We start from the raw sequence: 18,572 nt of genomic DNA, 5'->3' as shown, positions 1-18,572 counted from the left end.
CCCTGGATCAACTTATTTCTGTTGCCATTCTAAACCAACAAAAATATTTGCGCCCGGGGTGTTGTAGCCACTGACGGTTTGGTAGTCTTTGTTGAAAGCATTGTTTAATTTGGCAATGGCGCGCCATTCCTTGTTGACCTGGTAAGTGGTACGCAGATTGACCAGGGTATAGCCGCCCAGGCGGGTGGTGTTGGCCGCATCGTTGTAACGCATGCTTGATGCAATGGCTTGTGCGCCGAATGTCCAGTCACCCACCGATTTAGCCAAATCGATAGTGCCATGCTGACGAGCACGGCGCGCTAATAAATTTCCGGTAGTCCCGTCTTCCGGGTTTTGCCAGGTGTAGTTTGTTTTGACCTGTACACCGGCCAGTTCGGTAGCGCCGGAGAGCTCAATGCCGCGAATTTTTGCGGTATTGATATTGGACATGGTGCTTGGGTAAACCGAGCTGTCGTAGATGATTAAGTCTTTTACCCGGTTTTCGAATGCAGTAATGCCAAATTGATTGATGCCGGCCTGGTAGCGTAGCCCCAATTCAGCCTGGCGCGATTGTTCCGGGCGCAGATTGGGATTGCCCGTGTACCAGCCGATATTGGGGTAATACATGTCGTTGAATGACGGCGCATGGAATGCCGTGCCATAAGATGCCCTGGCGCGCCAGTTCGGATTGATGGCGTAGCCGTAACCCAATGTACCCGTGGTGTGGCCGCCCAAATCGCTATAATCATCGCGGCGTATCGACGCTTGTATGCTGTGTGCAGCTATGTTTGCCTGATAAGCGAGTTGCAGGGCATCAATGTTGCGGTGGTACAGCGTATAAGTCTGGCTGGAATTGACCTGTTGCTCGTTGCGTTCGGCAATCGCGGTGAGTGAGCCCACTGGTAATTTGAAATCGTTTTGCCATTGATATTGGGTTTGGCTGCTATTGTAGTGATTGATAGCATTGTTGTTCTTGAAGCTGGTGCTGAGGTTTTCGCCTCGCCCCACCACAACACGGCTTTGCCAAATCGGATTGAACTGGCTTTTCCAGTAGCCGGATACCGAATTAACCTGATTGATGGCATCATCATAAGCAGTTGCATTGGCATCGTATTCAACGCGGTCGCGATTGTATAAAGTGATTAAACCGATATTGTTCTGTGCGTTGATGGCCTGATCGAGATTGAAATGCGCGCTGTATTTTGTGTCGCCGTCATTATCAGGGTTGTAGCCATAACTGCCCGGACGTAGTGTCGAGAAGCCGCCATTGGTTTTATCATAGCCTGCTCCCATACTGAAACGGGTATCGCCGACTTGTCCATTGTAGCCCACGCGCGCCTGATTGCGTCCGTAGCTACCCAAACCCACTGCGGCATTGAGTTTAGGCGCACCCTGGCCTTTTTTGGTGAAAATCTGGATGACGCCGCCTATCGCGTCCGAGCCATATAAACTGCTGGCAGGGCCACGCAAAATTTCTATATGGTCGATCTGATCCAGCGCAACCGTTTCCAATGGAGTTGTGCCGAGGGTAACGGAGCCTGCGCGAATACCGTCTATCAATACCAGGGTGTGCGCTGCGTTTGCGCCACGGATATAGATGCTGGAGCTGGTTCCGGCGCCACCGTTTTGCGAAAGCTCCAAACCGGTTTGCGCTTGCAGCAATTCAACCAGGGTTGATTGACCGGCGTTGCGGATTTGTTCCTGGCTAATGACAGTGATGTCACTGGTGGCCTGTTGTACGGTGATGGGCGTGCGCGTCGCAGTGACGATGACATCATCCAGTACATAGCTGGGGTGTCGGCGTGGGCATAAGTGGTGACGGCGAGCGCAATAGCGCTCAGGGTGTAACGTGATTGCATGTTGATTCCTGAAATAAACGCAAGCTCCCCGCTTGCGGTGGATAAATGAAACAGCGGGAGAGTTAAATCAGTCAGTGAGTCTTCATGCGGCTGGCGCGGTGAGGATGCACGTCATCATTGCCTCCCCGCAATGTTTCGGTTCATTATCAGGCCGGTATCCGGGCTCGCAAGATTTGACGCGCCGCCTTCCCATGTTGTGATAACACAGTGGCTTGATGACGCGCCCACACTTGCTTACCGTTGCGGGGGCAGCACTGGCTTTGTACCAGTTTCCCGTTTAACTGTGCGCTTTTGACGCGTACAGCACCTGACAAAGTGCGCGAATTATAGCGAAATTGAACCGATACGGCTAATCTTCGAGCACGACACGAACATAGAACCCGCAAGTCTGGCCTGGAGTGGGATTGGCAGGCACGGCATCGAACGGGTATATGCCGGCACCCAGTCCGTACGAGTCGGCGCTGCACAGCGCGGCAATATCTGCTTGCGGCTGGGTGGCAACCGGAAACAAGCGGATACCTACGGCGCCCTCGCGATGGCGGGCTGCATTGATGTACATTTCCCGGGTAACTTCCAGCGTGAGGACGGTAAGCCATTTGACCAGCGTTTCCAGTTCGGCATCCAGTCCGCGGGCGATAAGCTGTTGAGCCAGCGGGCGCGGGCCAATCTGGATAAACAGAGGGTCGGACAAGGCGGCGTAGAGCATGGTTCGCGCCGCATCGTTTTGCGGCAACGATGGCGCACCTGCCAGATGGCGCGCGATGAGATCAGGGGTGACCGGTACCTGATCCACCCGCTGCTCGGGCGGTACACCGGCAGTGACGACACTGCCTTTGGGCGCCCAGCGCGATTTGATGTAGTCGAGCAGATAGGCCATTAAAACAACTCGATGCGAGCCTGATAACGGAATACGACGAGACGGTACAGGTCGTCGCCGACTTGCACATGGGTGGACTCGCGTCGATCCAGGCTGATGGTGTCACCGCCATTGGCAGACAGGGTGCGGAAACCGAATATGTCGTTTTCCAGCAAGCCGTTGAGGATATCCCGGCACTCAGCTGGGTCGAGATCTTCTCCTGTGTTATCAACCAGCTCACACGTCTTGCCGCGGGCATTGATAGCGGTGTAATGCACGGCGTCTTCGCGCAGCGGATTGTTTTCATCGAAATTCGCGTTCGGATCTACAAATTGACTGATATTATCCATATACTTAGCATTTACCTTCAAATAATGGCGATGAGTCATTGACTCGGCTGATTTTTTCCAATTATAGTACAGCTATGGAATCTCAATTAAATTCGCTCGATATCAAATTACGCCAAATGCTGGAATTGTGCCAGAGTTTGCGTGCCGAGAATCAAAAATTGCGCCAGCAGCTTGCGGTGGCCAACGATCATAACAAGCAGCTCAGCGAGCGGGTAATTTACGCACGCACGCGCATGGAATCGCTGTTATCCAAGATTCCCGGGGCCGAATTATGAGCCGTGATAGCAAGAGCATGGATATCAATATTCTCGGACGCGAATTTCGTGTCGCATGTCCGGAATCCGAACAGGAAGCATTGCAGGCAGCCGCGCAGTATCTGGATCAGAAAATGCGCGAGATCCGCGAACAGGGCAAGGTTATCGGCGTCGAGCGTATCGCGGTGATGGCGGCACTGAATATCGCCTTCGAGCTGCAAAATCGCCCCAAACAAAATGGCGTTGACATCAGTGCGCTGGAGCGTAAAATCGAAACCATGGAAGCGATGATAGATGAAGCGTTGCGGCCGCAGGAAACTTTGTTCGATACGCCCGATTCACTATCCTCCTGACCTCTCCGCTATGCTCCCTGCGGTGTGCGCCTAGACTGCGAATTCTTTGAACCAATAAATTTGCCAAGGTTGCAGCTATAGATGAGTGCTGGTGTGCGCGTTACCCGTTAATGTGCCTGATGCGCTTGCGCTGTGACCCCTTGAACCCTAGGTTCAAGATAGCGGTCTGACGGCATTGGCGGGGGGCACCCTCCCACCCAGGCGGATTCTTGTGCAACTCCCAATCTTTCGCGTATCAAGGCACGATAAAATATCTTGTCGGCTCATGTTTGTGTAAAACCCAATTTTTAAAGCAATACAGTTGATGCCGAGAAATGTGCATATGGATAAAACCCAGTTACGCAGCCAGTTGCAACGCCGCCGCCGTGCGCTAAGCGCTAGCCAGCGGACGCAGGCGGCGCGGCAGATTGTACGGCATGCATTGCGTGCCGGCTTGTTGCGGCGCTACCAGCATGTCGGCGCCTATCTGCCGCACGGTGCTGAAATCAATACCTTGCCATTGCTGAATCGTGTGCTGAGCCTGGGCAAACAGACCTATTTGCCGATGTTGCCGTTCGGTCGCGGCAAGAAGCTCTGGTTTAACCGGCTGGAAGCCGGTAACCGCTGGACCTATAACCGCTTTGGCATCGCTGAAAACCATGGACGCAAGACAGTGCGAGCCCAGCATCTGGATCTGGTGTTCATGCCGCTGGTAGGTTATGACGATTTCGGTTACCGTATCGGCATGGGGGGCGGGTATTACGATGCCAGTCTGGCGTTCCTGCTGCAGCGGCAACGCTGGCGACGCCCTTATCTGGTCGGCGTCGCTTTTGCCTGCCAGCATGTTGCCGGTAAACTGCCGCACGATCCTTGGGACATCCCGCTCAATGCCATACTGACCGAGCAGGGTCTGCACCGTTTTGGGCGGTTTTAAGCAATATTAAGCTTTACTTATGCACAATGAGGGTGCGCCATATAGAATTTTTTGATGGCCTAATTCAAGTTCCATCAGCAAAACATAACCCATTGAATTTATTGTTACTATTTTGTTGCGAATTTTTTAATCGAATTAGCAAAAGTCTTTACGGTTAGCGGGTTTAGCGTTTTATTTTCGTTTTACCCACAAAGTTATCCACAGCTTATGTGGATAAGAAAAAAGCCTTGCTGGATGAATGGATTAGCTGGCTATCTTAGAATTCACCATAACAAAGCAAGCTAACTATGGGCGTTCTGATGCGGGATTTTCTCGGGTGATCATGCACCAAAAAATTGATTCGGGGCGATGAGCAGGGAAGGCCGGCAGATTCAGGGCCGAATCCGCCAGCGGGATGTTAGCGATGATAGGCAGGACTGAGGTTATGCACCGCTTCTACCAATGCGGCTGCATTTTCAGGCGGCGCAAACTGGGATATGCCATGACCCAGATTGAAGACATGGCCGTGGCCCTGACCATAACTTGCCAGAACCTTGGCTACTTCATTGCGTACGGTGTCAGGGTCGGTTAGCAGGATGGCGGGGTCCAGGTTGCCTTGCAGTGCAACGCGATCGCCGACGCGCTGGCGCGCTTGCCCGATATCGATGCTCCAGTCCAGTCCCAGCGCATCGCAGCCGGTCGCAGCCATGCTTTCCAACCAGTTGCCGCCGCCTTTGGTAAAGAGCACGACAGGCACATCGGCGCCTTCGTGCTTACGTGTGAGGCCGGCAATAATCTGCTGCATGTATTGCAATGAGAATTCGTGGTACGCCGCATGAGACAGCGCGCCGCCCCAGGTGTCAAAGATCATGACGGCCTGTGCGCCCGCTTCGATCTGTGCATTGAGATAATCCGTCACTGCGCATGCGTTGGTGGCGAGAATGTGATGCAGTAAATCCGGGCGCTGATACAGCATTTTCTTGATTGTGGAAAAATCGGTGCCGCCTTCTCCCTCCACCATGTAGCAGGCCAGGGTAAACGGGCTGCCGGAAAAACCGATCAGCGGCACGCTATTGTCCAGCGCATGCCGGATCTGGCTGACGGCATCAATGACATAACCCAGATGCTCATGCGGATCAGGGGCTGTGAGTGCGCGTATTTCCCATTCTTCTCGTAACGGCCGCTCGAATTTCGGGCCTTCGCCCTGGGCGAAATAAAGGCCCAGACCCATTGCATCGGGAATGGTCAGGATATCCGAGAAAAGAATGGCGGCATCCAGTGGAAAACGTGCCAAAGGCTGTAATGTGACCTCGGTAGCGAGATCCGGATTTTTGCACAGCGACAGAAAATCGCCCGCGCGGGCGCGCGTCTGATTGTATTCGGGCAAATACCGACCTGCCTGGCGCATCATCCAGACCGGCGTATATTCAGTGGGTTGGCGCATTAGCGCGCGCAGGAAGGTATCATTTCTGAGTTTTGACATTGTTATCGAGTGCAAGTAATTGGAAATGGGGTAAGCGGCTGCTTACCCCGGCAAGCCATAATGTCCGGTCTACCACACACCCAGATAGGCCAGTATGCCTTCAGCGGCCTCACGGCCCTCAAACACTGCCGTTACTACCAGATCGGAACCGCGCACCATGTCGCCACCGGCAAACACTTTGGGATTGGCGGTCTGAAATTTATGCTGGCTGCCTTTGGCAATGACGCGGCCACCCTGATCCGTGGTCACGCCTATGTCGGCAAACCAGGGAGCCGGACTCGGACGGAAGCCGAATGCGATAATGACGCGATCGGCCGGGATGATTTCTTCCGAACCTGCTACCACTACCGGTGTACGGCGGCCGCGTGCGTCAGGCGCGCCAAGCTCAGTGGTAACCAGTTTTACGCCTTCGACTTTGCCGTTGCCGATGATTTCTACAGGCTGGCGGTTCCACAGGAACTGCACGCCTTCTTCCCTGGCATTAGTGACTTCGCGCTTGGAACCGGGCATGTTTTCTTCGTCGCGGCGGTACGCGCAAACAACGGACGTTGCGTTCTGGCGGATGCTGGTTCGGTTGCAGTCCATCGCCGTATCGCCGCCGCCAAGCACGACCACGCGCTGGCCTTCCATCGAGTTGTAAATATCACCCGGCTGTTCCAGATCGAGGCAGTGTTTAACGTTGGAAATCAGGAATGGCAGGGCTTCCAGTACGCCAGGCAAGTCTTCGCCGGGAAAACCGCCCTTCATGTAGGTGTAGGTACCCATACCCATGAAAACTGCATCGTAGCCAGCCATCAATTCCTGCATTTTGGCGTGATCGACATCGACGCCGAGGCGGAATTCGACGCCCATCTCTTCCAGCACCTCGCGGCGGCGGCGCATGACCCATTTTTCCATTTTGAATTCGGGGATGCCGAATGTCAGCAGACCGCCGATTTCCTCATAACGGTCGAAGACCACGGGAGTCACGCCGTTGCGTACCAGAATGTCGGCACAACCCAGACCGGCAGGGCCTGCACCGATGATGGCGACGCGCTTGCCGGTCGCGATCACCTGGCTCATATCGGGACGCCAGCCGGCCTTGAATGCTTCTTCCGAGATATATTTTTCGATCTGGCCGATAGTGACGGCGCTAAAACCGTCGTTTAGTGTGCATGCACCTTCACACAAGCGGTCTTGCGGGCAGACGCGGCCGCAGACTTCAGGCAGGGAATTGGTCTGATGGGATAACTCCGCCGCTTCGAATAATTTGCCTTCGTTGACCAGTTTCAACCAGCTTGGGATGTAGTTGTGAACAGGGCATTTCCATTCGCAGTACGGATTGCCGCACGACAGGCAACGCCCCGATTGTTCGGTGGCCTGGGTAGGGTCCATCGGCGCATAGATTTCCTTGTATTCCATGCGCCGCACTTCGGCAGCAGTTTTCGCGCCGTCCTGGCGCGGAATGTTCATAAATTGAAATACGTCAGACATAGTATTCACCTAAACCAAATTATTTCAGGGACGCATTTGCGTCGTTGCACAAACCGGCACGGTGAGGCGGAGTGCGCAAGCCGGTGCCGATCGCTACCGTTTGCGCCGCAGAGTCACTCTGTACCATGGCTTGCCCTAATGTGCTATCAAGCCTTTAACAAGCTATCCAAAGTTGCAGCCTTGGGCTTCACCAGCCAGAACTGCGCCACAACTTCATTGAAGTGCGCCAGCATCCATTGTGCCCGTGCACTGTTGGTATGCATGGCATGCGCCTCGAGGCGCTGCTTCAGGAAGTGGCGATATTCAACCGTTGGTTCGGTATGGATGCGCTGGATATCAATGAGCTCATTATTGTAACGATGCGCAAAGTCGCCTTTTGCATCGTAAACCAGTGCAAAGCCGCCGGTCATGCCTGCGCCGAAGTTGATACCGGTTTCGCCCAGAACCACAACGCAGCCGCCGGTCATGTATTCGCAGCAGTGATCGCCTGCGCCTTCGATGACCGCGTAAGCACCGGAGTTACGCACTGCGAAACGCTCACCAGCGAGGCCGGCGGCAAACAGCTCGCCACCTGTTGCGCCATACAGGCAGGTGTTGCCGATAATCACGGCTTCATGTGCAACGAAACCCGACTGCTTGGGTGGCTGGATGGCAATGATGCCGCCCGACATGCCCTTGCCGACGTAATCGTTGGCATCGCCTTCCAGCAACAGATCCAGGCCGTTATGGTTCCATACACCGAAGCTCTGGCCGGCCGAACCACGCAATTTGATGGTCAGGCAACCGGTCGGAAGGCCTTCTGCACCATGCGCGCGGGCGATCTCGCCGGACAAGCGTGCGCCTATCGAGCGGTTCACGTTGCGCACGGTATATTCCAGCGTCGTTGGTGTTTTGGTCTGGATGCAGTGCATGGCATCCTTGACCATATGTTCTGCCAGTTCGCCCTTGTCGAACGATGGATTGGAGGCTTCCACGCAGAAGCGCGGTTCGGTCTCCGGGATGCCGCCCTGGCTCAGCAATGTCTGCAGATTCAGGCGTCCCTGGCGGGCGGTATCGCCCTGATTGAGTTTGAGCAGGTCGATGCGGCCGATCAGTTCCTCGATACTGCGGATACCCAGCCTGGCCATCCATTCGCGGGTTTCCATTGCGACGAAAGTAAAGAAGTTCACCACCATTTCCGGGAGACCGATGAAATGCTGCTTGCGCAGACGTTCGTCCTGGGTCGCTACGCCGGTAGCGCAGTTGTTGAGGTGGCAAATGCGCAGGTATTTGCAGCCGAGCGCGATCATCGGCGCGGTACCAAAGCCGAAGCTCTCGGCGCCCAGAATGGCGGCCTTGATCACGTCATAGCCGGTTTTCAGGCCGCCGTCCGCCTGTACGCGCACACGGCCGCGCAAGCCGTTGGCTCGCAATACCTGCTGGGCTTCGGTGAGCCCGAGTTCCCATGGCGTACCTGCGTATTTCACGCTGGTGAGGGGGATGCGCCGGTACCGCCATCGTAACCGGAGATGGTGATCAGATCGGCATAGGCTTTGGCAACGCCCGCGGCAACCGTACCCACGCCCGGTTCTGCGACCAGCTTGACCGATACCAGTGCTTGCGGATTGACCTGCTTCAGGTCGAAAATCAATTGGGCCAGATCTTCGATTGAGTAGATGTCATGATGCGGCGGCGGCGAAATCAGTGAGATTCCGGGTTTGGCGCAACGCAAACGGGCGATCATTTCGGATACTTTATGCCCGGGTAATTGGCCGCCTTCACCCGGTTTCGCGCCTTGTGAAATCTTGATCTGCAACACTTCGGCATTGACCAGATAATGCGCGGTGACACCGAAACGTCCGGATGCGACCTGCTTGATCTTGGACATTTTCATCGTGCCGTAACGCACAGGATCTTCACCGCCCTCACCGGAGTTGGAACGTCCGCCGATGCGGTTCATGCCTTCAGCCAGCGCTTCGTGGGCTTCGGGTGACAGCGCGCCGAGCGACATTCCTGCCGAATCGAAGCGTTTGAGGATCTTTTCTACGGATTCGACTTCTTCCAGCGGAATCGCCTGGGTATCTTCACGCAAACCCATCAGGTCGCGCAGCATGGCGACCTGGCGGCCGTTGACCAGCCCGGCATATTTCTTGTACAGCTCGTAATCACCTGATTTAACGGCCTTCTGCAGTTGAATTACCACATCGGGGTTGTAGGCGTGGAATTCTTCGCCGAAGATGAATTTGAGCAAGCCGCCCTGGCCGATAGGGCGCATCGGGTTGAACGCTGCACGTGCGAGCTGCTTCTGATCTTCTTCGAAATCGGCAAAATTTGCACCGGAAATACGCGAAACCGTGCCTTTCAGACTGAGGTCGATGACTTCCTCATGCACGCCGACGGCTTCGAACAGCTGAGCGCCACGGTAGCTGGCAATGGTTGAAATACCCATTTTCGACAACACTTTGAGCAGGCCCTTGTCGGTACCTTTGCGATAATTGGCCAGCGCTTTTTCCGGCTTGAGTTTGACTTCGCCGCTGTCTATCATTTCCAGAATCGCCTGATAGGCCAGGTAAGGATAAACCGCAGTCGCGCCATAGCCGATAAGGCATGCGATCTGATGCGGATCGCGCGCGCAGGCGGTTTCGGCGATGATGTTGCAGTCGCAACGCAAGCCGGCTGCAATCAGCGCATGGTGCACCGCACCGACGGCAAACAGGGCGTGGATAGGCAACAGGGTTTTGCCGATGCTGCGGTCGGAAAGCACAAGGATGACGTTGCCTGCTTTTACTGCGGCGATCGCGTCAGCTGTGAGTTTCTCCAGCGCGGCTTTCAGGTTGGTCTCTGCCGGGTGGTAACACAGTTTCAGGTGTACCGAACGGTAGGCCGGGTCCGTCAATGTGGTCAGATGCGTGAATGCGTCATGCGACAGCACTGGCGATGGAACTTCCAGGCGGTGGGCATGTTCCGGCGTCTGTTCGAACAAATTGCGTTCCGGGCCGAAGCAGGTATTCAGCGACATGACCACGGCTTCGCGGATCGGGTCGATCGGCGGGTTGGTGACCTGGGCGAACTGCTGACGCAGATAGTCGAATGGCGAGCGTACCTTCTGCGACAATACCGCCATCGGCGTGTCGTCGCCCATTGAGCCGATGGCTTCCTGACCGTCTTCGGCCAGCACGCGCAGAATCTGGTCGCGTTCTTCAAAGCTCACGCCGAACAGTTTCTGGTAGATGGAGAGGCTGGGGGCATCCAGGCGCGCCACTTTGGCATCCTGTTCCATGCCCAGCTCAAGGCGCTGCGATTGCTTGAGCCATTCCCGGTAGGGTCGAGCTGATTTCAGTTCGGCTTCGATGTCGGCAGGCAATAGTATCTTGCCGGTCGCCAGATCGGCTGCAATCATCTGCCCCGGCTTGATGCGGCCTTTCTGCACGACGTCCTCGGGCGCGTAATTCCACACGCCGATCTCGGAAGCGATGGTGAAATGACGGTCTTTGGTGACCACATAACGCGCCGGACGAAGGCCGTTGCGATCAAGCAGGCAGGCGCCGTAACGGCCATCGGTCAATACCACGCCGGCAGGGCCGTCCCATGGTTCCATGTGCATGGAATTATATTCGTAGAAGGCGCGCAGGTCAGCGTCCATTTCCGGCACGTTCTGCCATGCGGGCGGAATCAGCATACGCAAGCTGCGGAACAGCCCCGCACCGCCCATGACCAGACCTTCCAGCATGTTATCCATGCTGTAGGAGTCGGAACCGTTGCGCGATACGATAGGGCTGACATCGGCTATGTTTGGCAACAGCGGCGTCGCAAATTTGCGCTCACGCGCCAGTGACCAGTTACGGTTGCCTTGTACGGTATTGATTTCACCGTTGTGCGCGAGGTAGCGGAACGGCTGCGCCAGACGCCATTCCGGCCAGGTGTTGGTGGAGAAGCGCTGATGATAAACCGCCAGCGAAGAGGCAAAGCGTTCGTCGCTTAAATCTTTATAGAAAACCGGTAATGCGTCCGGCATCACCAGCCCTTTATAGAGCACTACATTGCCGGACAGCGTCGGAATATAGAAAGTCTTGTCATTTGCCAGCGTTTTTTCGGTCAGGCGGCGGGCGATATAGAGTTTGCGCTCGAAGATCTCGGCGTCCATTTCTTCCGGGCAATTGACGAATATCTGCTCAAAGTGCGGCAACGTCGCCAGTGCGTATTTGCCGCATACGGAAATATTGACCGGGAGTTGGCGATAGCCGGCAACAACCAGGCCCTGATTAGTCAGTTCGCGATTCAGTGTATCGCGAGCGACGGCTGCAAAGTTGGTATCCTGATTCAGAAACACCACGCCGGCGGCATAATGGGAATTCAGGGTAAAACCGCATTCGGCGGCAACCGCACGCAGGAATGCATCAGGTTTTTTGAATAACAAACCGCAGCCATCACCCGATTTGCCGTCGGCAGCGACAGCCCCGCGGTGGGTCAGGCAGGCCAGGGACGAAATCGCCGTCTGCACCAGCCAGTGACTCGGCTGGTCATCCAGCTGGGCCATCAGGCCGAAACCACAACTATCTTGTTCGAAATCGGGGCGGTAAAGAGTCCCCTGCAACCAGCTTTGTCTGTCCATTGGTAGCGATATAAAAGTTAAAACGAAATGTCCTCGATTCTACCTCGTTCAAGCGGTATCAGGCAATGCTAATATAAATTTTTACCATGAATTCAGGCTTCTTCTGTTGGCGCAATGCCGTACTGCAGACGCGGATCGTTGCTGATGGCGAGATAACACAGATCGTTATCATGCGGTTACAGCCATCAAGGCAGGTATAACAGGCGTCAGTCACTTTATATAAGCTTGTTCTAATTTAATAAATTATTAATAAATCCTTTTTAAGGTTGTCATTCGTTCCTTTCAGAATGCTGAAGATATTGTAACCGACAGTAACGGTTTGTGATTTTTTGTAACATTTCCCGAGTTAAGGATTCTTATGTTGTTTTGGCATGAAGAGCCCCGGCGCAAGGCTCGTATCGAGATTATCCCCATGATTGACGTCATGATGTTTCTGCTGGTTTTTTTTGTGCTGATTAGCTTGAACGTGATTCCTGCGCTGGGACTCAAGACGCAATTGCCGACTTCCAGCAAGCCCGAAAAACTGGAGGTACGGACACATGCCGTAGTGACTGTTACCAAAGATGGGCAGGTACAGCTGGACGGGGTGAGTTATTCCCTGGATGGACTGCATGCGGCCTTGCTCAAACTTGTTCAGACTAACAAAGCCGTTGACGTTGTCGTCAACAGTGACCGGGATGCTTCGGTTCAGCAACTGATTGACGTGATGGATACCGTGAAGTCAGCCGGTATCACGTCAGTTGCTATTGCTTCTGCGCATAAATAGGAATGCCGTCGGAGTGAAGACATGAGCACTGCAACTATCCCCATGGTGTATGACAAGCGCGAATGGATTGCAAGTGGCAGTTCATTTCTGGTGGGCGTGCTGCTGGCATTGGCGATTTCGCACATGGCTATCCGGCATGAAGCGATGCCTGTCGAGCAACCCATCCAAATCACTCTGGCCGATCCCCCGGTGGAGCTGCCAAAGCCGGTCGAGTTGCCGCCGCTTGAGCAGCCAAAACCCAAGGAGCCGCCTCCCAAGCCGGCTGCGCAGAAGCCAGTCCGTTCCCCGGTCGTCGCCAAGCCGTCCCCGGTGCCAGAAGCGAAACCGGTAAGCGTGCCTGATGCTGCGGTTGATCCGCTGGCCAGGACACTACCGAGAGCCGACCCTGCGCCCCCTGTGGCGCCACATGAAAAAGCAATGCCCAAGGCTGAGCCGGCACCGGCACCTGTGCAACGCAATGCCGCAGCTGAAGGCCGGTTTGCCCAAGATGTCCGTACGCAGATCGAACGCAAGAAGATTTTTCCGGATTCAGCCCGCGATTTGGGCATGAGTGGGGTGGTTGAGGTGGTGTACGTGCTGGATCGTACAGGCACGCTTGTGCGTGCCGAAGTGGCTACATCATCAGGTTACGCATTGCTGGACCAGGCGGCTTTGCGCGCGGTACGTTCTGCGACTTTTGCATCATTTCCGCCAGATGCCTGGGTAGGGGAAAACCAGAAGGAATTTCGTACCAAACTGGTTTTTTCCATCAATTACTAGCTGGTTGAATATGTGCCGGCTTTTTTCTAATCAGGGAGTTTGAAAATGAGTAAAGCGCTATCTCTTCGTCCGCTTGTATTGCTGGTTTCCTCAGCGCTTATGAGCAGCGCTTATGCGCAGGATGATGCGGTTCAAACCGATGAAATTTCGGTGTTCGGTCAGGGACAAACCCGCCAGGTACAGAATCTTTCAAAGAAGGATATAGAGGAAGCTGCGCCAGGCAGCAGTCCGCTGAAAGTGCTGGACAAGGTGCCAGGTGTGCACTTTGAATCCAGCGACAGTTTCGGTGCCTATGAGTGGTCTACCACCATCAGTGTGCGTGGTTTCAGCTCGAATCAGCTGGGCTATACACTGGATGATGTGCCATTGGGTGACATGAGCTACGGCAACCACAACGGTCTGCATATTTCGCGTGCCATTTCGACCGAGAATATTTCGCATGCGCAGGTGTCGCAAGGTACCGGCTCCCTCGATACCGCTTCCACCAGCAATCTGGGTGGCACAGTGCAGTTTTATTCGACCGACCCTGATGAGCAATCCGGTGCGGTTGCCAGCCAGATGCTGGGCGGCGACTTCTCGCGCCGCAGCTATTTTCGCCTGGATACCGGTCGTTTGAGCAATGGCGGCAAGTTCTATATCAGTGCAGTAGATCAGAATTCCGACAAATGGAAAGGTCACGGCGAGCAGCGCAATAAGCAGATCAATACCAAATACGTGCAATTCTTCGGCGAAAGCAAGCTGTCTGCCTTCTTGAACTGGTCCGATCGCCAGGAAGTCGATTACCAGGATATGTCCAAGGAGATGCTGGGCCGTTTGGGTTACAACTGGGATAACTACTACCCGGACTGGCAAAAAGCCATCCAGTCTTCGCAAGGTATCTGGACCAGCGGTGAAACCTCGGTTGACGATGCGTATTATGCCGGTTCCGGTATACGTGAAGATTATCTGGGCGGTGTAACCCTGGATTCCAAGATCAACGATAACCTGCGCTGGAAGAACACCATTTACAAGCACACCAACCACGGTGCCGGCTTGTGGTGGACGCCTTATGTGCTGTCGCCAGTGAGCAATACGCCGTCCGTGCGTACGACCGAGTATGACATCGACCGTACCGGCCTGTTGTCCAGCCTGACTTATACGATGGGCAAGCACAAGCTGAACGGCGGTCTGTGGTATGAAAACGACGACTTCGATCAAGCTCGCCGCTATTATGCCACCACGGCAACCGATCCGCTGAGCCCGTATGTGATTCCTTCCAATCCGTTCCGTACCGACTGGGCGTTCAACTACACCGAGAAAACCATGCAATGGTATGCCCAGGACACCATCACCGTTTCGCCGCGTTTGACGGTGAATGCCGGCTTCAAGTCGCCCAAGGTGGATGTGACCGGTACTGAAACGACCGGTGCAAACTACCCGTCCGGCACGATTACTTCCAAGAAATCTTTCCTTCCGCAGTTGAGTATGGTGTACAAGCTGGATCAGTCCAACGAACTTTTCGCTGGATTTGCGCAAAACATGCGTGCAATCTACACCCAGCCGTTTAGCACGACTCAGGCCGGTTTCGCGGCGATCCAGGGCGATCTGCGTCCGGAAACATCGGATACCTATGAAGGCGGCTGGCGTTTCCATCACGAGAAGCTGGACGGCGTTTTGTCGCTGTACCACGTGGACTTCTACGACCGTCTGCTGAGCATCAGCAGTGGCGCGGGGATTGTCGGCAGTCCGACTGTTCTGGCGAACGTGGGCAAAGTCGAGTCCAACGGTTTCGATCTGAGCCTGAACTGGAAACTGGCCCGCACCTGGTCCTGGTTCAATGCGCTGAGCATTAACAGCACCCAGTACAAGGACAACTACGTTAACGGCTCCACTGTTCAATACGTAAGCGGCAAGCAGGTTGTCGGTGTGCCGGAGCAAATGTTCAAAACCGAACTGGCTTATGACGACGGTACATGGTTTGCGCGTTTAGGCGGTGATTATACTTCCAAGCGCTACTACACCTATTCCAACGATAACTCTGTAGATGCGCGCTGGCTGTGGAATCTGGGTGCGGGTTATCGCACGAAGAATGTCGGTTTCCTGAAGGAAGTCAAGGCGCAGGTCAACATCAACAATCTGCTCGACAAACAGTACTTTGCTTCAATGGGCACCAACGGCTTTGGTTATTCCGATCCGAATGGCACCACGCAGACTTTGCAGGTTGGCGCACCGCGTCAAGTGTTCTTTAGCGTAACAGGCAAGTTTTAAGCAGGCTGGCAATCGACCGGAACCCGTTCGGGTTCCGGTTTTTTCAAGGAATTTGTTATGACGTTCACACAGATACACGACATTGTTATGTACATCATGGTAGCGGTGATTCTGCTTGCTACCTATGTAATTATCGAACGATTTATTTACTTCGCAGCGACTTTGCGCGAAGGCAAGGATGTAGTGGGTTTCATTCGCAGCCACCTGCACGATAAAAGCCTGCATGGCGAAATACTGGATGTTTTCAAGGATCACAAGAGCCCTCAGGCAAAAGCGATTTGCGAAGTGGTTGAAGCGTCGCAGGAAAATCATGGGCATGAGCAGATGGAATACATCGCCCAGTCGATTTATGTGGAAAAGCAGCCCACCGTTATTTCCCGGTTATGGATACTGGATACGATCATTACGCTATCCCCTCTGTTGGGTCTGCTAGGTACCATACTGGGCATTATTGATGCCTTCTACAGTTTGTCGTCAGGCAATGTTGCCGCCGATCCGGCCGCCGTCAGCCGCGGCATTGGTACGGCCCTGTACGCTACCGGCGTGGGCATTTTCATCGCCATGTATGCGATGTTGTTCTACAACTATTTCAATGCCAAAGCAGAAGAAGTAACCAATCAGATGAAACTGATTACCCTGACCTTGCTGGGCGCACGTTAAAGTGACCCGGCTGCAGCCATCAATGTGAGGATTTATCATGCTGTCACGCTTTGCCGTTACCACGGCTGCAGTCATTGGCATGCTGCCGCTGCACGCGGGTGCTGCACCCAAAGCGACTACTCCCATCGAGCATGTGATAGTCGTAGTGGGTGAGAATCGTTCGTTCGATAATCTATACGGTGTTTATAAAACTCCAAATGGGCAATCGATCAGGAACCTTCTTTCCGCAGGCATTGTGCGTGAGGACGGAACTCCGGGACCAAATTACCATTTGGCTGCCCAGAAAACGGCGGACATGAGCAAAGGTTATAGCCCGACGCCGCCTATCACCGGAAGCTACCGTATATTGCCACAGCCCTATGCTTCCGGGGCTGTAGGCCAGCAACAAGGCGTACCGGATTCCCGGTTCCCGGCCGAGTTGGCAAACGGGCCGTTTCAGATCACCACTTATGTAAGTGCCGGCGCGCATACGGGCGATCCGATTCACCGGTTTTTTCAGATGTGGCAGCAGGTGAATGGCGGGGCCAGCGACTTGTTTGTATGGACGGCGGAAAATTTCGGTTTTTATCGTGGAAACGATATTAACGCAGTCGAGTCGGTACCTACCCATCAGGGTGCTGTGGCCATGGGTTTTTACAACATGGCTCAGGGGGATGCGCCGTATTTCAGACAGCTGGCCGAGCGTTACGCGATTGCCGATAACTATCATCAGGCAATTCTCGGAGGAACCGCCGCAAATTATGTGGCTATCGTAGCGGCTGATGTGGCTATTCATACCGAGAACGGCAAGAAAGCCGTGCCTCCTGTCGAGCAGATATTGCGATTGCAATTGCTCAAAAATGGCAAGCAGCTCGTGGAAAACGGCGGCGTTTATGTGCAGTGCGCAGATCAGGCTGCCGATGGAGTCGCACCCATCCAGCATTATCTGAACAGTTTGCCTTATCGTCCGTTCAATAATGGCAACTGTGAGCCAGGCACCTATTACATGGTTAACAATCTTGATCCATCCTATACGGCGAATCTTCAGTCGATTACGTTGGGACACGATAAATGGTTGCTGCCACCCCAGGTCATGCCGACTATTGGCGATACCATGAGCGCGGCGGGACTGTCGTGGAAGTGGTACAGCGGCGGGCGTAATGATGGTAAAAAAGTTGACAGGGAATATTGCGGCATGTGCGACCCGTTGACATTCTTCAAGTCGACCATGACAGGTGCTGACCAGAACAGGCTGCTGGATCTGCAACAGTTTTATGTGGATGTAAAAGATGCCAGACACTTCCCGGCAGTTACTTTTATTTCGACCTATGACAGTATTTCCGGTCACCCCGGCTATGCGATGGAAACCGGCTTTGAAGAACTGGTCAAGGATGTGGTCGACCGGGTCAAAGCCAATCCGGCATTGTGGAAAAAGACGGCCATTCTTATCACGTTTGACGAAGGTGGCGGCTACTATGATTCCGGATATGTGCAATTCCTGGATTTCTTCGGTGACGGTACGCGGGTGCCGATGATCGCTGTTTCGCCTTATGCGCGCAAGGGGGCAGTCGATCATACCTATTATGACCATGCTTCCATCGCCAAATTTATTGAACGTAACTGGAATTTGCCGACGCTGTCGCAGCGTAGCCGCGATAACCTGCCGAATCCTGTATCCAATAAAAAGAATCCTTACATACCGCTAAATCGTCCGGCGCTAGGTGATTTGATGCCTTTGTTTGATTTTGGGAAATAAGATATTAATGAAATTGGTCTAGGGGGGTGCTATGGATAAAATCAAAAACCGGGTGGTGTCGCGTCGTGATCTTTTAAAAACATCAGCTTCGCTGGCGGGGATATCTATTATTCCCACGGTGCTAATAAGAGATGCCGCTGCGGCCAAGATGACAAAGGCGAGTGCGCATTATGAAATTCACCTGAAAGGCAAGCCCGATTGCGATGACTGCGTGCATTATATTGCCGTCAAATCAGGAAAGGGCAATGGCGCATGCAGGTTGGTTGAAGGCGATATCAATCCGCATGGCTGGTGTCAGTATTTTCAGCAATAATC

At 54.1% G+C, this 18,572-nt stretch carries 14 protein-coding genes, 1 other RNA gene, 1 pseudogene and 1 riboswitch; of the genes and pseudogenes, 10 read left to right on the top strand and 6 right to left on the bottom strand.

Features of this window, described 5'->3' with window-relative positions:
- Positions 1–12: 12 nt before the first annotated feature.
- From CAP31_RS14115 to CAP31_RS14105, 3 genes are all read right to left on the bottom strand, one after another.
- Positions 13–1,725 (bottom strand): TonB-dependent receptor domain-containing protein, encoded by a 1,713-nt coding sequence (locus CAP31_RS14115; protein WP_223247440.1) that lies wholly within the window; start codon positions 1,723–1,725, stop codon positions 13–15.
- A gap of 244 nt (positions 1,726–1,969) precedes the next feature.
- Positions 1,970–2,164: riboswitch (cobalamin riboswitch) on the bottom strand.
- A 23-nt stretch (positions 2,165–2,187) separates the two neighbouring features.
- Positions 2,188–2,715, bottom strand: a complete 528-nt coding sequence (locus tag CAP31_RS14110) for a hypothetical protein (RefSeq protein ID WP_087448112.1) — start codon at positions 2,713–2,715, stop codon at positions 2,188–2,190.
- Positions 2,715–3,044 carry a hypothetical protein gene (locus tag CAP31_RS14105; protein ID WP_157662764.1) on the bottom strand — a complete coding sequence of 110 codons (330 nt, stop codon included), beginning with the start codon at positions 3,042–3,044 and terminating at the stop codon, positions 2,715–2,717. The genes CAP31_RS14110 and CAP31_RS14105 overlap by 1 nt, the downstream gene beginning before the upstream one ends.
- Positions 3,045–3,118: 74 nt before the next feature.
- Between CAP31_RS14105 and CAP31_RS14100 the strand changes: the two genes are divergently transcribed.
- The 4 genes from CAP31_RS14100 to CAP31_RS14085 all read left to right on the top strand — a co-directional run bounded on the left by CAP31_RS14100 (position 3,119) and on the right by CAP31_RS14085 (position 4,564).
- Complete coding sequence (locus tag CAP31_RS14100; protein WP_087448411.1) at positions 3,119–3,319, top strand: hypothetical protein; 201 nt, start codon at positions 3,119–3,121, stop codon at positions 3,317–3,319.
- Positions 3,316–3,651 carry a cell division protein ZapA gene (locus CAP31_RS14095; RefSeq protein WP_087448110.1) on the top strand — a complete coding sequence of 112 codons (336 nt, stop codon included), beginning with the start codon at positions 3,316–3,318 and terminating at the stop codon, positions 3,649–3,651. The genes CAP31_RS14100 and CAP31_RS14095 overlap by 4 nt, the downstream gene beginning before the upstream one ends.
- A gap of 11 nt (positions 3,652–3,662) precedes the next feature.
- Positions 3,663–3,840, top strand: a non-coding RNA gene (ssrS, locus tag CAP31_RS14090) — 6S RNA.
- 115 nt (positions 3,841–3,955) lie between these two features.
- Positions 3,956–4,564 (top strand): 5-formyltetrahydrofolate cyclo-ligase, encoded by a 609-nt coding sequence (locus tag CAP31_RS14085; protein WP_223247298.1) that lies wholly within the window; start codon positions 3,956–3,958, stop codon positions 4,562–4,564.
- 397 nt (positions 4,565–4,961) lie between these two features.
- Here the strand turns inward: CAP31_RS14085 and hemE are convergent, their stop codons facing one another.
- The 3 genes and pseudogenes from hemE to gltB form a co-directional block, all read right to left on the bottom strand.
- The gene (hemE, locus tag CAP31_RS14080) at positions 4,962–6,026 is read right to left on the bottom strand and encodes a uroporphyrinogen decarboxylase (RefSeq protein WP_087448109.1); all 1,065 of its coding nucleotides are present in this window, start codon (positions 6,024–6,026) and stop codon (positions 4,962–4,964) included.
- Between the two features lie 69 nt (positions 6,027–6,095).
- Positions 6,096–7,499: an FAD-dependent oxidoreductase gene (locus tag CAP31_RS14075; protein WP_087448108.1), complete on the bottom strand. Its 1,404-nt coding sequence runs from the start codon at positions 7,497–7,499 to the stop codon at positions 6,096–6,098.
- 146 nt (positions 7,500–7,645) lie between these two features.
- Positions 7,646–12,090: pseudogene (gene gltB, locus CAP31_RS14070) on the bottom strand (glutamate synthase large subunit).
- 358 nt (positions 12,091–12,448) lie between these two features.
- Between gltB and CAP31_RS14065 the strand changes: the two are divergent.
- From CAP31_RS14065 to CAP31_RS14040, 6 genes are read left to right on the top strand one after another with little or no spacing between them, the layout of a single operon-like run.
- On the top strand, positions 12,449–12,856 hold the full coding sequence (locus CAP31_RS14065; protein WP_087448107.1) for a biopolymer transporter ExbD: 408 nt from the start codon (positions 12,449–12,451) through the stop codon (positions 12,854–12,856).
- Between the two features lie 21 nt (positions 12,857–12,877).
- Positions 12,878–13,615 carry an energy transducer TonB gene (locus CAP31_RS14060; RefSeq protein ID WP_087448106.1) on the top strand — a complete coding sequence of 246 codons (738 nt, stop codon included), beginning with the start codon at positions 12,878–12,880 and terminating at the stop codon, positions 13,613–13,615.
- Positions 13,616–13,660: 45 nt separating this feature from the next.
- Positions 13,661–15,862 carry a TonB-dependent receptor gene (locus tag CAP31_RS14055; RefSeq protein ID WP_087448105.1) on the top strand — a complete coding sequence of 734 codons (2,202 nt, stop codon included), beginning with the start codon at positions 13,661–13,663 and terminating at the stop codon, positions 15,860–15,862.
- 57 nt (positions 15,863–15,919) lie between these two features.
- Positions 15,920–16,522, top strand: a complete 603-nt coding sequence (locus CAP31_RS14050; protein WP_087448104.1) for a MotA/TolQ/ExbB proton channel family protein — start codon at positions 15,920–15,922, stop codon at positions 16,520–16,522.
- Positions 16,523–16,559: 37 nt separating this feature from the next.
- A complete protein-coding gene (locus CAP31_RS14045) occupies positions 16,560–18,257 on the top strand; it encodes an alkaline phosphatase family protein (protein WP_087448103.1) in 1,698 nt (565 codons plus the stop codon).
- Positions 18,258–18,288: 31 nt separating this feature from the next.
- Positions 18,289–18,570 (top strand): high-potential iron-sulfur protein, encoded by a 282-nt coding sequence (locus CAP31_RS14040; RefSeq protein ID WP_087448102.1) that lies wholly within the window; start codon positions 18,289–18,291, stop codon positions 18,568–18,570.
- Positions 18,571–18,572: the final 2 nt, after the last annotated feature.

Origin of the sequence: Sulfuriferula sp. AH1 (assembly GCF_002162035.1) — a bacterium.
Classification (GTDB): Bacteria; Pseudomonadota; Gammaproteobacteria; order Burkholderiales; family Sulfuriferulaceae; genus Sulfuriferula.
The sequence above is the reverse complement of the archived record's forward strand: the minus strand, read 5'-3'. Positions and strand labels throughout refer to the sequence as shown.

Excerpts from the sequence above, each read along its gene's own strand:
- CAP31_RS14110 (WP_087448112.1), bottom strand. The coding sequence starts at position 2,715 with ATGGCCTATCTGCTCGACTACATCAAATCGCGCTGGGCGCCCAAAGGC.
- CAP31_RS14105 (WP_157662764.1), bottom strand. The coding sequence starts at position 3,044 with ATGGATAATATCAGTCAATTTGTAGATCCGAACGCGAATTTCGATGAA.
- CAP31_RS14100 (WP_087448411.1), top strand. The coding sequence starts at position 3,119 with ATGGAATCTCAATTAAATTCGCTCGATATCAAATTACGCCAAATGCTG.
- CAP31_RS14095 (WP_087448110.1), top strand. The coding sequence starts at position 3,316 with ATGAGCCGTGATAGCAAGAGCATGGATATCAATATTCTCGGACGCGAA.
- CAP31_RS14085 (WP_223247298.1), top strand. The coding sequence starts at position 3,956 with ATGCCGAGAAATGTGCATATGGATAAAACCCAGTTACGCAGCCAGTTG.
- hemE (WP_087448109.1), bottom strand. The coding sequence starts at position 6,026 with ATGTCAAAACTCAGAAATGATACCTTCCTGCGCGCGCTAATGCGCCAA.
- CAP31_RS14075 (WP_087448108.1), bottom strand. The coding sequence starts at position 7,499 with ATGTCTGACGTATTTCAATTTATGAACATTCCGCGCCAGGACGGCGCG.
- CAP31_RS14065 (WP_087448107.1), top strand. The coding sequence starts at position 12,449 with ATGTTGTTTTGGCATGAAGAGCCCCGGCGCAAGGCTCGTATCGAGATT.
- CAP31_RS14060 (WP_087448106.1), top strand. The coding sequence starts at position 12,878 with ATGAGCACTGCAACTATCCCCATGGTGTATGACAAGCGCGAATGGATT.
- CAP31_RS14055 (WP_087448105.1), top strand. The coding sequence starts at position 13,661 with ATGAGTAAAGCGCTATCTCTTCGTCCGCTTGTATTGCTGGTTTCCTCA.
- CAP31_RS14050 (WP_087448104.1), top strand. The coding sequence starts at position 15,920 with ATGACGTTCACACAGATACACGACATTGTTATGTACATCATGGTAGCG.
- CAP31_RS14045 (WP_087448103.1), top strand. The coding sequence starts at position 16,560 with ATGCTGTCACGCTTTGCCGTTACCACGGCTGCAGTCATTGGCATGCTG.
- CAP31_RS14040 (WP_087448102.1), top strand. The coding sequence starts at position 18,289 with ATGGATAAAATCAAAAACCGGGTGGTGTCGCGTCGTGATCTTTTAAAA.